General features: G+C 67.5%; 15 protein-coding genes. 8 read left to right on the top strand and 7 right to left on the bottom strand.

The annotated features are described in order from the left end of the window. Positions 1 to 325 precede the first annotated feature (325 nt). The 8 genes from ACYYG1_RS04230 to ACYYG1_RS04195 all read left to right on the top strand — a co-directional run bounded on the left by ACYYG1_RS04230 (position 326) and on the right by ACYYG1_RS04195 (position 6,365). Complete coding sequence (locus ACYYG1_RS04230) at positions 326 to 1,108, top strand: DUF3108 domain-containing protein (RefSeq protein WP_461209036.1); 783 nt, start codon at positions 326 to 328, stop codon at positions 1,106 to 1,108. 102 nt (positions 1,109 to 1,210) lie between these two features. Continuing rightward, positions 1,211 to 2,023 carry an OmpA/MotB family protein gene (locus ACYYG1_RS04225; RefSeq protein WP_461209035.1) on the top strand — a complete coding sequence of 271 codons (813 nt, stop codon included), beginning with the start codon at positions 1,211 to 1,213 and terminating at the stop codon, positions 2,021 to 2,023. Next, complete coding sequence (locus tag ACYYG1_RS04220; RefSeq protein WP_461209034.1) at positions 2,020 to 2,907, top strand: motility protein A; 888 nt, start codon at positions 2,020 to 2,022, stop codon at positions 2,905 to 2,907. Before ACYYG1_RS04225 ends, ACYYG1_RS04220 begins: the two co-directional genes overlap by 4 nt. 363 nt (positions 2,908 to 3,270) lie before the next feature. Further along, entirely contained in the window at positions 3,271 to 4,353 is a 1,083-nt protein-coding gene (yedE, locus tag ACYYG1_RS04215) for a YedE family putative selenium transporter (RefSeq protein ID WP_461209033.1), read from the top strand. Between the two features lie 164 nt (positions 4,354 to 4,517). After that, a complete protein-coding gene (locus tag ACYYG1_RS04210; protein WP_461209032.1) occupies positions 4,518 to 4,736 on the top strand; it encodes a sulfurtransferase TusA family protein in 219 nt (72 codons plus the stop codon). A gap of 2 nt (positions 4,737 to 4,738) precedes the next feature. Next, complete coding sequence (locus ACYYG1_RS04205; protein WP_461209031.1) at positions 4,739 to 5,287, top strand: putative Se/S carrier protein; 549 nt, start codon at positions 4,739 to 4,741, stop codon at positions 5,285 to 5,287. After that, positions 5,275 to 6,147 carry an NAD(P)H-hydrate dehydratase gene (locus tag ACYYG1_RS04200; protein WP_461209030.1) on the top strand — a complete coding sequence of 291 codons (873 nt, stop codon included), beginning with the start codon at positions 5,275 to 5,277 and terminating at the stop codon, positions 6,145 to 6,147. The genes ACYYG1_RS04205 and ACYYG1_RS04200 overlap by 13 nt, the downstream gene beginning before the upstream one ends. Further along, positions 6,144 to 6,365, top strand: a complete 222-nt coding sequence (locus ACYYG1_RS04195; protein WP_461209029.1) for a hypothetical protein — start codon at positions 6,144 to 6,146, stop codon at positions 6,363 to 6,365. The genes ACYYG1_RS04200 and ACYYG1_RS04195 overlap by 4 nt, the downstream gene beginning before the upstream one ends. Here ACYYG1_RS04195 and ACYYG1_RS04190 read toward each other — a convergent pair. The 7 genes from ACYYG1_RS04190 to ACYYG1_RS04160 all read right to left on the bottom strand — a co-directional run bounded on the left by ACYYG1_RS04190 (position 6,346) and on the right by ACYYG1_RS04160 (position 13,574). Further along, positions 6,346 to 7,191 (bottom strand): DUF4405 domain-containing protein, encoded by an 846-nt coding sequence (locus tag ACYYG1_RS04190; protein WP_461209028.1) that lies wholly within the window; start codon positions 7,189 to 7,191, stop codon positions 6,346 to 6,348. The genes ACYYG1_RS04195 and ACYYG1_RS04190 overlap by 20 nt on opposite strands. Beyond that, positions 7,173 to 8,909, bottom strand: a complete 1,737-nt coding sequence (locus ACYYG1_RS04185; RefSeq protein WP_461209027.1) for a methyl-accepting chemotaxis protein — start codon at positions 8,907 to 8,909, stop codon at positions 7,173 to 7,175. Before ACYYG1_RS04185 ends, ACYYG1_RS04190 begins: the two co-directional genes overlap by 19 nt. A gap of 181 nt (positions 8,910 to 9,090) precedes the next feature. Further along, positions 9,091 to 9,753 carry a cytochrome b/b6 domain-containing protein gene (locus tag ACYYG1_RS04180; protein WP_461209026.1) on the bottom strand — a complete coding sequence of 221 codons (663 nt, stop codon included), beginning with the start codon at positions 9,751 to 9,753 and terminating at the stop codon, positions 9,091 to 9,093. Beyond that, on the bottom strand, positions 9,750 to 11,453 hold the full coding sequence (locus tag ACYYG1_RS04175; RefSeq protein ID WP_461209025.1) for a tetrathionate reductase family octaheme c-type cytochrome: 1,704 nt from the start codon (positions 11,451 to 11,453) through the stop codon (positions 9,750 to 9,752). Before ACYYG1_RS04175 ends, ACYYG1_RS04180 begins: the two co-directional genes overlap by 4 nt. A gap of 90 nt (positions 11,454 to 11,543) precedes the next feature. Next, on the bottom strand, positions 11,544 to 11,960 hold the full coding sequence (locus ACYYG1_RS04170) for an RrF2 family transcriptional regulator (RefSeq protein ID WP_461209024.1): 417 nt from the start codon (positions 11,958 to 11,960) through the stop codon (positions 11,544 to 11,546). A gap of 179 nt (positions 11,961 to 12,139) precedes the next feature. Then, on the bottom strand, positions 12,140 to 12,595 hold the full coding sequence (locus ACYYG1_RS04165; protein ID WP_461209023.1) for a FeS-binding protein: 456 nt from the start codon (positions 12,593 to 12,595) through the stop codon (positions 12,140 to 12,142). Further along, positions 12,588 to 13,574: a 4Fe-4S dicluster domain-containing protein gene (locus ACYYG1_RS04160; RefSeq protein ID WP_461209022.1), complete on the bottom strand. Its 987-nt coding sequence runs from the start codon at positions 13,572 to 13,574 to the stop codon at positions 12,588 to 12,590. The genes ACYYG1_RS04165 and ACYYG1_RS04160 overlap by 8 nt, the downstream gene beginning before the upstream one ends. Between the last annotated feature and the right edge of the window lie 139 nt (positions 13,575 to 13,713).

The following is a 13,713-nucleotide window of genomic DNA, read 5'->3' as shown; positions in this document are numbered from 1 at the left end:
AGACCCCGCCGGGCCACGGCCGTGCGCAGGGCGCACGGCCGCAACCAGGCCTCGGAACCGCGCCCACAGGCTGCGGATCGCCCCCCCCCTCGCACGCACCCCACCGGAAAATCCATAATCATAACGGGCGGTCCGGCACAAGGCGCCAGGGAAAAACAAGATGCGTTCGGAATTGATACTTTATTCACAAATCCAAGGCAAGACCCCGGACGAAATTTTCCGCAAAGAGGCCCAGAAACACGCGCACGCGGGGGCGACTGTTCCCTTTGCGGCGGACTTGCGTTATCCATGGAGAACGGTCCTCCCCTGAAACGAACGGATTCCCATGCTGCGAGCCCTTGCCCTGTCCCTGCTCCTGGCCCTGGCCCCGCACTGTCCCGCGTGGGGCGGGGACCTGCCCTTCTGCCCGGGCGAGACCCTGACCTACAGCCTGCGCTGGCAGGCCATCCCGGCGGGCGAGGCCGTGCTCAGGGTGCTGCCGCCCGAAGACCTGGACGGGGTGCCCGCGCAGCACTTCCGCCTCACGGCCACGAGCAACGCCTTCGTGGACGCCTTCTACAAGGTGCGCGACGTGGTGGACGCCTACACGGACCGGAACGTGGAGCGCTCGCTCTTGTACGTGAAGCGCCAGCGGGAAGGCTCCTACCACCGCGATATAACGGTGAACTTTCTCTGGGACAAGGGGCGCGCCCAGTATTCCAATCTCGTCAACGGCCCCAAGGAGCCCATCGTCATCTTGCCCGGGACCATGGACCCCCTGTCCGTGTTCTACGCCTTCAGGGCCATGCCCGTGGCCGAGGGCGTGCGGGTCATGCGCCCGGTCAGCGACGGGGTCAAATGCGTCATCGGCGAGGCCGCGGTGCTCTCGCGCCAGGAGATCGAGGTGCCCGCCGGGCGCTTCGACACTTTCCTGGTGGAGCCGGACCTGGCCCACGTGGGCGGGGTCTTCAAGAAGAGCAAGGACGCCAAGCTCAGGGTCTGGGTCACGGCGGACGAACGGCACATCCCCGTGAAGGTGGCCAGCAAGGTGGTGGTGGGCCATTTCTACGCGCTGCTCGTGGGCTTGGACCATCCGGCGGATTGTGCCCGCCACGGGCCCGGCGGCTAAAGAATTGGCGCGCGGCCCCGATGAGAGGTCAGGGGGGGCTCCATGCCCCGCGAAGAACACCGCCGCCGCGAGGCGGCGACGCTTGCGACGCAAGGAGTCGGCATGACGCACGACACGACCGAACAGGACAAGGAATCCCAGGAGCAGGGCCAGCCCCGGCCCCGGCGTTCCCCACGGAGCTTCGACCAGGACCCGTTCCTGGACGAGGACATGCCCGAATTCCACTGGTCCGTGCCCTGGTCGGACCTGATGATGACCATGTTCGTGCTGTTCACGGTGCTCTTCGTGTACGCCAGCTCCAAGGTGGACTACATGAAGGCCTTTCGCGGCCACGTGGAGTACGAGAACGTGGACCAGCTCTCGGAGCTGGGCTCCAAGAAGGGCGAGAACCAGGTCTTCCAGAAGAACGTTCCGGGCGTGCTGCCCGACGTGGGGCCCCAGGAGATCCGCGAGATGGTCAGCGCCGCGGTCCAGGAGGCTGGCCTCCAGGACGTGGTGGTGGAGATGGAAGGCGACACCATCCGCATCAGCATGCACGGCCCCATGCTCTTCGACCGCTTCCAGGCGGACATCAAGCCCGGGGGCGTGCAGTTCCTGAACACCGTGGCCCGCATCGTGGCCAAGGCCCGCTACGACGTCATCGTGCACGGGCACACGGATTCCACCCCCGTGCACACGCCCCAGTTCGACACCAACTGGGAGCTCTCCGCCCAGCGCGCCGTGAACGTGGCCAAGCAGCTCATCGCGGCCAACGACGTGAACCCGGCCCAGATCACCGTGGCCGGGCATTCCATGTACAAGCCCCGGGCCCCGAACCTGTCTTCCGAGGGCAAGTCCCGCAACCGGCGCGTGGAAATCGAACTCAAACGGCCCGAGGCCCCCGAGCCGGCGGAGCCCCAAGGAGCCATACAATGACCCGCACGAACCTCTTCGGCGTGCTGATCTGCCTGGCGGTCTTCGTGTCCGCCTTCATCATCACGGGCAACGCCATGGCCTACCTGAACGTGGAGGCCTTCATGGTGGTGGTCTCGGGCACCCTGGGCGCGGCCATTCTCTCCTACCCCTTCGACCACCTGAAGACCGCCTATTTCGTGGCCAAGGGCGCATACCTGCGCAAGGACACGGACCCCGACGAGGTCATCGGCGTGCTCCTGGACACGGCCATCCGCTCGCGCCTGGACGGGCTGACCTCCCTGGAAAAGGCCGGAGAGCAGACCACGGTGCATTTCCTGCGCGACGCCCTGAACATGCTGGCGGACAACTACCCCGAGGACCAGATGCGCGACATCCTGATGACGGAGATCCAGTTCTTCCGCGCGCGCAGAATCCAGCAGGAGCGGGTCTTCCGCTCCATGGCCGTGTACGCCCCGGCCTTCGGCCTTGCGGGCAGCGTCATCGGGCTCATCGGCCTGCTCATCGGCCTGGGGGACACGGGCGAAATCCTGCGCTACATCCCCATCGCGCTGATCTCCACCCTCTACGGCATCCTGTTCGGCAACTTCATCCTCTCGCCCATGGCCGAGTGCATCCGGGGCAAGACCGAGCGCGAGGCCCTGGTGCAGAAGCTGATCATTGAGGGCGTGTGCGCCATCAAGACCGAGGCCAACCCGCACATCCTGGAGAAGAAGCTGTCCTCGTTCCTGACCCCGGCCGCGCGCCGCAGCACCCAGGCCACGTTCAGCGAAATGCGCAAGAAGTACGTGCGCATAGCCCAGCAGCGCAAGGCCACGGAAGGCGCGCCCCAACAGGGGGCGCAAGGCGAGGCCCCCGCGGGCGGGGGAACGGCCCGGCGGCGCTAGACGCCTCCCGCACGATACGCGCACGCAGCGCGCCGAACACTCCGGGTCGTCCTGACATATCAGACGGCAGCAAGCGCGCCGACGCCCGCTGCCGGTCCGCATCAATGACCGCCCGGACGCGCAATTCAACGGAACATGCGGCGCCCGACCCTGCTGCAAGCGGGCAAGCCCCTGCTTCAACACCGCCCCGCTCCCTCCCAATAGTGGATACATAGCTTTTCCCGATACCATTCATCTATATTATCCGGCTTTTGAATTAGCCATTCCCTGTCGCCTGTTCTAACCTGCCGCTGCACTGGAATAATCCCGCCCGTCCCCTTCGGGACCCTGCTCAGCGGGGCAGCTCAGACAAGGAGATCAGGCATGAAGAACGTGTTTGCCGGCAAAGGAGGCATCATCGCGGTAGGCCTGGCCATCGGCGTGCTCGCGCCGCTCTTGCAGTACCTGGGCAACCCCGGGAACATGGGCATCTGCGTGGCCTGCTTCGAGCGGGACATCGCCGGGGCCGTGGGCATGCACCGGGCCGGCGTGGTCCAGTACATGCGGCCCGAGATCATGGGCTTCGTGCTCGGGGCCCTGGCCGCCGCCCTTTTGTGCAAGGATTTCCGCCCCCGGACCGGGTCCGCGCCCATCGTGCGCTTCATCCTGGGCGTGTTCGCCATGATTGGCGCCCTGGTCTTCCTGGGCTGCCCGTGGCGGGCGCTCCTGCGCCTGGCCGGCGGCGACCTCAACGCGCTGCTGGGCATCGCCGGGCTGATCTTCGGCATCTGGATGGGCACCCTGTTCTTCCGCCAGGGCTACAACCTGGGCCGCAGCCACAAGGCCCCGGCCACAGTGGGCCTGCTCATGCCCGCGGTCATGGCCGGGCTGCTGGTCATCCTCCTGCTCAGCCCGCAGATTCCGGGCGAGCCCAAGAGCGGCGTGCTGTTCTACAGCCTCAAGGGCCCCGGGGCCATGCACGCGCCCCTGTTCCTGTCCCTGGGCGTGGGCCTGTTGGTGGGCTTCCTGGCCCAGCGCAGCCGGTTCTGCACCATGGGCGCGTTCCGCGACCTGATCCTGTTCAAGCAGACGCACCTCTTCATGGGGCTCGTGGCCCTGCTCGTGGCCGCCGCGGCCACCAACCTGGCCCTGGGCCAGGTCAAGGTGGGCTTCGAGGGCCAGCCCGTGGCCCACACCCTGCACTTCTGGAACTTCGCGGGCATGACCCTGGCCGGGCTGTGCTTCGCCCTGGCCGGTGGCTGCCCCGGACGCCAGTTGTTCATGGCCGGCGAGGGCGACGGCGACGCCTCGGTGTTCGTGCTGGGCATGATCGTGGGCGCCGCCTTCGCCCACAACTTCGGTCTGGCCAGCTCGCCCAAGGGCATCGGCCCCCACGGGGCGGCCGCCGTGGCCGTAGGCCTCATCGTCTGCCTGGTCATTGGCGCGACCATCAAGAACAAGGCCTAGGGAGACCGTTGAAAAACAGCGATCTGCTTCGTTGCTGCGGAAAATTCACCCCCTCGCGTATGGGGATACGCGTCGGGCCTGAATTTTCCTTGCGCCTCGCATCTCAGTGAAGCGCTATTTTTGAACGGTTTCAGATAACTCTCAAATCAAGAGAGGATATGATCATGAGCGAAACTGTCGACGCCCGCGGGCTTTCCTGCCCCCAGCCCGTGCTGGACACCCTGAGCGCCATCGACCGCCTGGGCTCCGGCCGCATCACCGTGCTGCTGGACACCGAGGCCTCCAAGGAAAACGTCTCCCGCGCCGCCACGGGCAAGGGCTGGGCCATCGAATCCCTGGAGGAGCAAGGCGACGAATACGCGCTGACCATCGCCAAGGGCTGACCGTGGCCCTGCTGGATCTGCTGCGCAGGCGCCAGGCGCCCAAGTCCAACGCCCTGGTGGGCGACGGCTTTCTGGTGTTCGAGAACACCAGCGAGGTCATCCGCGCGGAAAAACTGCTCAAGGCCGAGGGCTGCCCCGTGCGCGTCATGGGGCCGCCCCCGGAAATCCAGACCGGCTGCGATCTGGTGGTGGTCTTTCCGCTCATGGAGGAGCTCAGGGTCCGGCGCATCCTGGCCACTGGCGGGCTCGCGCCCCTGGAGGCCGCCCCGGTGACCGGGCCGCTGCTCAAGCCCGTGGACATCTTCCAGACCAAGGACTTCGGCGCGTATCTCATGGTCCGGGCCGCGAACATGAAGATCACCGTGGACAAGGCCACGCGCGTGGTGGTCAACGTCTCGGGCGGCGGCTGTCCGGACGTGCCCTATCTGGCCGCGCGCATCATCGGCCTGTCCCTGGACGAGGGCCCGAGGCCCCGGGACCTGGGGCATACGCTGTGCGCCTACGCCCTGGATCTGGCCCATCAGGAGATCCTGCGCCAATGCTCGGCGTAGCGGGCACCATACCCGACCCGGCCGTGGGGCTGGTGGAAGGCCCGGCGTCCATGCAGGACGGAGAGGTCCGCGTGGGCCCGTGGTCCGGCCCGGCCGTGCGCGGCACCCCGGCGCTGCTGGCCGCGGCCTGCGCGGCCTGCTCGCGCCTGGGGCTGGACCCGCCCCACGCCTTCCTGGTGGGGGACGAGGGCCTTGGCGAAGGCAGCCGCAAGCTCTACGCCTTCCTGGAGCGGGAACTGCCCTGCCGGGACTTCTCCACTCTGGCCTTCCATTACCTGCAGCCCGACGCGGACTGGATGCTGCGCGTGGAGTTCGCCGTGGACGCCATGGCCAAGCGCCCCCGGCTGGTGGCCGACGCGGGTTTCATGTACGCGGCCAAGATGAGCGGCCGGGCCCGGGCCTTCGACCTGTTTACCCCCGACGTGGGCGAGCTGGCCTACCTGGCCGACGAGACAGCGCCCCACCCCTTCTACGCCCGGGGGTTCCTGCTCCACGAGGGGGCCGACGTGTCCGAACTCATCCGCCGGGCCTACGAACACGACAACGCCGCCGCCTGCCTGCTGGTCAAGGGCGCGGTGGACCACGTGGCCGACGAAAAAGGGGTGCTGATGACCGTGGACGCCCCCTGCGAGGAGGCCATGGAGGCCATGGGCGGCACCGGGGACACGGTCACGGGCATCGCCTGCGCCCTGGTGGAGTCGGGCCTCTCCGTGCCCGGGGCCGCGGCCACGGCGGCCCTGGCCAATCGTCTGGCCGGGAGCCTGGCCAAGCCCACCCCGGCCACCCAGGTGGCGGCCATCGTGGCCCGCATCCCCGAAGCCCTGGACATGGCCCTTGCGGCCGCCGAGGCCCGGGCGTGACGCGGGAAATCCACGAACACATGACCATCCTGGACGTGGTGGCCGCCCACAGGAGCACGGAACACGTGTTCCGAGAGCGCGACATGCAGGCCGGGGAATGCATCCTCTGCCAGGCCCTGTTCCTGACCCTGGACGAGGCCTGCGCCAAATACGGCCTGGACCTCCCCGCGCTCATGGCCGACCTCGAGGCCGAAATCCTCAGGGAGCCGCAGGGCTGAGCGCTGCCTTGCGGATCAGCGCGTAGATGTCCTCGGGGTGCTTGCCCGCGTCCTTGCCCAGGGCCTTGAGGGTCCTGTTCTCCAGATTCCCGCCCGTGATTCCCAAGGCGTCCAAGGCCTTCAGAATGGCGACCTTGTCCAGGCCGTAGGTGGCGCAGAGTTCGGCCACCGTGAGGTTGCCCGTGCCTGCGGGCGGGGTTTCGGGCAGCCCCGCGCCCACGTCGGGCAGCCTGCCGCCGCCCATGGCCTGGAAGGCCTCCCTGGGGGACACGTTGTTGGCCCTGGCCACGTCGATGAGCACCGCGTCGGGCCCGAACCCCGTGTATCCGGCCGCGTCCAGGGCCGCCAGGGCCGCGTCCAGGTCCAGATCCGTCTTCTTGGCCAGCCCGGCCAGGGTGGACAGCTCGGCGTGGCCGTAGGGCGGCTCCCCGTGCACGCGCGAGGCCCGTTCCTTGATGTGCTCGCCCGCGTCCACGATCCAGGAGAACGGCGGCGCCTCGGCCAGGGTCCCCACCGTGAACAGGGCGCACAGCGCCAGGGCGACGTTGCACTCGGCGGTGAAGAAGCGGAAGTTCCTGGCCCGATCCCGGAGGTAGGTCGTCACCGGCCCCCAGTTCAGCCAGAGGTGCAGGCCCGCCGCCAGGAGGAACAGCACGCCCACGTTGAGGTGCACCTCGCCCCAGGCGTCCTTGGACAGGCCCCAGAACCGCCAATCCGACCAGTAGGCCACCCGGCCGTGGGGCGCGATGTAGAGCACCACGCTGGTCAGCGTGAGCACCAGAAACGACGACAAGGCCGTGAGCGAGGTCACCCGTCTAAGCCGCATTCCGCATCCTCCTTTTCCTCGGCGCAATCCCTGAGTTCGGTGATCAGCCCCTGCAGGTCCCCCGCCAGGGCGGAAACATGCTTGATGGTCCCGTGGGAGCGGCCCATGCCCTCCACGGTCTGGGCCGCGATCTCGTTGATGCCCTCCATGGAGTCCGTGATGTGCTCGCTGGTGGCGGACTGCTCTTCGGCCGCCGCGGCGATGGTCTGCACATTGTCGGCGGTCTGGGTCACGATGTCCACTATCGCGCGCAGGTAGCCCCCGGCCTCCACGGACAGGGAACTGCTCCGGGACACGGCCTGGGCCGCGGAATCCATGCCCGCCATGCTCTCGGCGGACACGGCCTGGATGCCGGACACGGCCTCCTCCACCTCCTTGGTGGCCTGCATGGTCTTCTCGGCCAGCTTGCGCACCTCGTCGGCCACCACGGCGAAGCCGCGCCCCGCGTCGCCCGCGCGCGCGGCCTCGATGGCCGCGTTGAGCGCCAGCAGGTTGGTCTGGTCCGCGATGTCCGTGATCACGTTGATGATCCGGCCGATGCCCTCGGCCCGGCGGCCCAGCTCGTCCATGGCCCCCTTCATGCGGTCCGCTCGCTCACGGGCCTCGGCCGTGGCCCGGTTGACCTGCTCCACCACGTCCGCGCCCTGCAGGGCCTTGTCCCGCGCTATCTGCGCGCCCTCGGCCGCTCGCGAGGCGTTCTCGGCCACCGAAAGCACGGCCTCGTTCATCTCCTCCATGGCCTTGGCCGTCTCCTGGGCGCGCTCGCGCTGGGAGCCCGCGTTGTCGGCCGTGTCGCGGACCTGGTCCGCCAGTTGCCTGGAGGACTCCCTGATGTCCTCGGAAATGCCCCCGGCCCTGTTGGCCGCGTCCACCATCTTCTCCACCATGCGGTTCACGCGCCCCTGGTTCTCGCGCACGGAAACCAGGGCGCGCTCCGCGCTCCCGGCCTGCTCCAGGGCCTTTTCGCGTTCCTCCATGGCGCTGCCCATGGCCTCCTGCACCGTGGCCATGAGGCCGTTCACCCCCCGCGCCAGGGCTCCCATCTCGGCGGGATACGACTCCCGCAGCCTGCCGGAATACCCGTCGTCCGCGGCCGCGTCCAGAAAGCCCAGCACGTCGGTCAGGGGGCTGTTCACGCAGCGGTGCAGCACCAGGAAAATGATCCCCAGGACCGCCGCCAGGAGCCCCAGGCCCACTCCCAGGCGCAGCCAGGCGTCGCGGCGCAGCTCGGCCAGGTCCGAGGTGATGTCGCGGGGGATGGCCACCACCCCGGCCACGCGGCCCGAGGCGTCGCGCATCTGGGTGTAGTAGGTCACCAGCTCCTTGCCGTTCTTGCTCACGCGGCGGAACAGCGGGCCCTCGGCGGCCATGACCTTCTTGAGCCAGGGGAACATCTTCTCGGGGATGCTCAGGTCGTGGGTCTTGGCCGCGTAGCGGAACTTCGCCCCGTCGGGCACCACCACGGAGATGTTGAAGCCGAACTCCTTTTTCAGGGGCGCGAGCATCTCGCTGGTGACATGCACCCCGTCCGGGGCCGCCTGCTCCTGAACCAGCCGCTTGACCGGATAATACTGCACGGCCACGGTCTTGCGGGCCTGGGCCAGAAGCAGGGCCAGCTTGCCCCGGTATTCGTTCCATGCCTGGAACACGACCATGGCCGTCACGAACACGGCGATGACCAAGATCAGCCGCGAACGCAGGGACGTACACAAGCGCATGAGATCCTCCCTCCTGTATCCCGGACGCGGGCCCGGCGGCCCGGACAATTCGCACCGTAGACCCATAACACGGATTCCCCGGCGATTGAACAACAAACGGCCGCCGCCCCGCCCGTCCGCCGACAAAAAGGGCCCCGGGGAACGTTCCCCGGGGCCCTGCCTATGAGGAGGCATGCCTGTGTCATGCGCCCATGTTCTTGCGCTCCCAGTCCTGCACCGTTTCCTCGTCCTCGATCTCCTCCCAGCCCGTGAACATGGCGATGACGTGGGCCGACAGGGAATGGCCCGTGGTGGTCATGTAGATGTGCACCACGATGAAGGCCAGAAAGCCGAAGGCGCCGGCCATGTGCAGGAACGCCACCACGTCCAGGCTGAGGTACTCCTTCACGCCCAGGGCGGGCCAGTCGTTGTAGAACAGGTAGAGAAGCCCCGTGCCGATCTGGAAGGGGATGAGCAGCGCGGAGATGGACAGGTAGGTGATGCGCTGCAGGGGGTTGTGCTTGCGCCGCACGGTCTTGGGCACGGGATGGGGCTCGCCCCGGAATATCCCGCTCACGTAGTACAGGGCCACGTCCAGGATCTTCTCCATGGTGGGCACGTACTGCTTCCACTCGCCCGTGGTGGCCAGCCAGAAGACGATGAACACGTACAGCCCGAGCCAGGTCCAGGCGCAGAAGTCGTGCACGGCCACGGCCTTCTCGAAGCCGAGGAGCGTCCAGGTGCCGTGGATCTCGAAGCCCGTGCCCGCCAGGACGATGATCAGCGCGGCCTGGGCCCAGTGCCAGAAGCGCTCGAACCGGGTGTACAGATAGACCTTCTTCATTCCTTCTCGGATGCTTGTCATGCCTGGTCCTCCCTGCCTCTGTCCTTGCGCGTGCGCAGGCGCACCACGCCGTGGATGAAGACCCCGATGAAGGAGGCGGCCACGGCCAGCCAGCCCACCACGTCCAGGCCGCCCACGGCGTCGCGCCCGGGCATGTAGAACCCGGCCAGGTTGGCCAGGCGGCTGGTCTTGGCGTGGCACTGGGAGCAGGCCACCACGTTGTCCTTGGGCGCCACCATGTGGGTGGTGGGGTAGGCCCAGGACGTGTCCACGAATCCGAAGTCGCCGGAATACTCAAGCCCGGCGTACTCCATGCCCGCCTTGATGGCCGGGCCCCAGTCGTAGCTCTTCCAGAAGGCCGCGGGGTCCTTGCCGAAGAGATGCGGGATGACCATGGTCTTGTTGACCTTGTCGTAGGGCGTCTTACCCCGGTGCACCTTGAAGGGCATGATGCGCGAACGCGGGTCGTTCATGCTCCCGGCGGGCCAGGAAAGCCTGACCTCGGAGCTGTCGTCGATCCTGTCCACGGCGCGCACGGTGTTCATGCTGCCGTTGAACCAGAAGTACTCGGGCACCACGTTCATCTCCCAGCGGAAGTCGCCCTTCTTGGAATCATAGGAATGCTTGCCCAGGGGGCCGTCCACCACGAAGGGCTTGCCGTCCTTCTTCTTGCCCGCCGTGGACCAGTCCCAATACATCTTGGTGGGCTTCTCGCGGGCGAATTCCGGGATGTGGCAGGACTGGCAGGCCACCTTGTCCGTATGGTCGTTGGCCTTGTGCCCGGCCTTGTGCGGGGTGGCGCTGTGACAGGACTCGCAGGTGATCTTGGGCGCCAGGTCGTCCTCCAGGAGGCTCTTGCGCTCGGCCGCTGCCGGGTTGGAATAGATGCGTCCGGCTATGGAATGCACCGTGGTGGTGTGGCAGCGGGTGCAGTCGAAGTTCTGGCCGTCCACGCCCATGTGCACGTCCAGCTGCTTACTGGGCTTGGCCAGGGAGGAGTCGATGTCCCCGTGCTTCACGCCGTCGCCGCCGCCGCCGAAGAAGTGGCAGGTGCCGCAGTTGCCCCGCGAGGGGCGTCCCACGTTCGCCGCGATCTCCTTGTAGTCCGGCGGATAGAACATCTTGGCCCCGCCGAACTTCTTGGGCTCCTTCACGGGGTATCCGGCCATGGTGGGGAACTTCTTGTAGGTCCCGGTCTGGTCGTGGCAGACCAGACAGTCCACCTTGGCCGGGTCGCTGAAGTCGAAGTTCTTGTCCTTCCAGCCGTAGCCGGCGTGGCAGGACGTGCAGCGGGCCTCGTTGCTCTGGATGTTGATGCAGAAGTTGTTGGTGACCAGCCCGCCCTTGCCCATCTGCTGGTCGGGTGAGGAATTGGGATCCATCCAGGTCCAGTGGATGGTCTTGTGGAACTGGGCCGCCGCCTCGGTGTGGCAGGAGAGGCAGGCCTTGGTGACTTCCTCGGGCGAGGCGAAATCCTTCTTCAGAATCTCGTGCTTGGCGTGGTCCGAGGTGATCCAGAGCTCGCGCTCCTTGACCGCCTGGCGGGCCAGCTTGCGCCCGGGAGCCGCGCCGTTGGTCACGGCGGGCCTGGACGTGTCCGTGGCCGCGAACAGCGGCGGGGCCAGGACAAGAAACGCAAGCAGCGCTATCAGCGCAGGCAGCGCGAGCAGCGCAAGCGTCGCACTTCGTGCGGCGCGGGCCAAAGACGTTCGTCCAGTCATGCGTGCACCCCCTGGGTTGTGCCGCGCCCGCGCGCCCCGGTTCGGGGCGGCGGTACGGCGGTCTCCTCCGCGGGGGCGACGCGCCCCCGCCTACGAAATGTCGCAGTGCTCGTAGCTGATCTGGGACAGGGTGATGGAATCCAGGATGGCGTTCATGGCGGCGGTGGCCTCCACCCAGACCTTGCGGACCGAGCAGTCCTCGGACCGGCCGCAGGCCGCCCCGTCGCCAACGCAATCCGTCAGGTTGATCCCGCCCTCCAGCAGCCGCACCACCTCGCCCACGGTGATCTCCGAAGGCGCCCTGGTCAGCAGGTGCCCGCCCTTGGGGCCGCGCACGCTGTCCAGGTAGCCGCCCTGCTTGAGGGGGCGGATGAGCTGCTCCAGATACTTCACCGAAACGCCGAGCCTCTTGGATATCTCGCTCACGGAGACGGGCTTTCCGTCGGAATTCTCGGCGATGTCGAGGAGCATCCTGGTTCCGTACCGGCTACGAGTAGACAACTTCATATTTTCCTCCCAGCAGTGTGTGATTCCGATAAGTTACGAGTAATTAGCCCGTTTTTTCGGCCCACCGTACACGCATGCCGGGATTTTTCCAATACTTTCCCCTGAAAAAATATAGGGGATTAAACCTATCTATACACAAACACTGTGCTTTATAACCCCTAAGGCACGTGCCGGAAAGGTCATCGGCCTCCCCGGCCGACCCGCGCCACGTAAGGCTCCTTCCTGCGCGCCGCGACCAGGGCCAGGACGCCCAGAACCAGGGCCGCGCCCAGGTGCGCCCAATCCACGACAAGAACGGTCATGGGATCATACCACACATCGGGGGAATTTTTCAAAACCCTGATCACGCCGGTTCCGATGACGGCCAGGACGGCCCAGAAACGCAGCCTGCCCGTAGGCGTGAAACGCCAGCCCCGGGCGAACGCGAAGCGCCCGGCCCACCACCCCGCCAGGGCCAGGAAGACCCCGGCGGCCGCGTAGTGCACGGTGTGGGTCAGGTAGTATTGGGCCAGCCAGCCCAGGCCGGGAATGTCGGCGATGTAGTAGCGCTTGAAGATGGGCATCTGGGCCGCGCCGGAGACAGCCAGGACCAGGGCCGTGAGCGTCCAGAGCAGGGAGAGCCGGGACCTACGCATCGTCGTCCCCTCCCCTGTTCTTCATGGAGCGCACGAAGGTGATCAGCCCGGCGGCCACCCCGGCCACGGGGGCCAGGGCCATGGCCGAGGCCAGGGCCCCGTCCCGGGCCATCATGTCCTTGACGGGCCTCAGATGCGGCCTGCCCGGGCCCTTGGCCCCGGCCTTGTCCAGGGCCGCGTCCAGCTCGGAAAACGGCACGGGCGAGACGTAGATGGTGTTGGTGCCGCCGTTCTCCTCGAGCCCGTAGATATGGCCCCCGGTCTCCTCGGCCAGGGCCCTGGCCCGGGCCACGATCTCCTCGCGCGGGCCGATGCTCTGCACGTCCATGGGACAGACCTCGATGCAGGCCGGGACCTCGCCGCGCTCCACGCGGTCGTAGCAGCGGTCGCACTTGTACATCACCCCGTTGCCCGCCAGCGACGGCAACAGGTCCAGATAGGCCCCCACCCCGGTCTGGCGCTGGGGGATGGTCCAGGGGCACACGGAGCGGCACTTGGAGCCGCCCAGGCAAACCTCGTCGTTGATGCGCACGATGCCGTTGGCCTGCTTCAGGGCCGCGCCCCAGGGACAGAGATTGGCGCAGGGCGGATTCACGCAGTGCAGGCAACGCCGGGGGATGTTCACCGTGAGCGCCTCGCCGTCCTTCTCCACCTCCGCGCTCTGGATGTAGAGCCAGTTGTAGGGGGTCAGGCGGTCGTCCACGTCGCGGCGCTCGGACCAGTCCTCCACCTTGACCCGCGAGGGGTACATCTTCGGGAAGGGCTTCTTGGGCTCGGGCTTCTTGCGGGCGTTGGCCTCGGCGCAGGCCTCCACGCACGCGCCGCAGCCGATGCACTTGCTGAGATCCAGGAGGGTGGCCAGCTCAACGCGCCCGCCCCCCTCCCGGGCCCCGGGCCCGGCGGCGCGCGCCGCGCCCGCGGGCAGGGCCAACGCCGCGCCCGCCGCGCCCAGGGTCTTGAGTACCGTCCGTCTATCCATAGCTTCGCCTTGCTGTCTTGGTCTCCGGCGCGCCCGAAGGGCCGGGCGCGCGCAGTGATGCACCCGAGTCCATAGCACGGTTCGTGCCCGAGGCATACCAAAGCCCCCGAAAACCGCGCACGCCGCGCCCCACAGGGCG

This window comes from Desulfocurvus sp. DL1XJH-121 (genome assembly GCF_054819825.1).
Note: the sequence above shows the minus strand (reverse complement) of the source record. Positions and strands in the feature narration are given on the sequence as shown.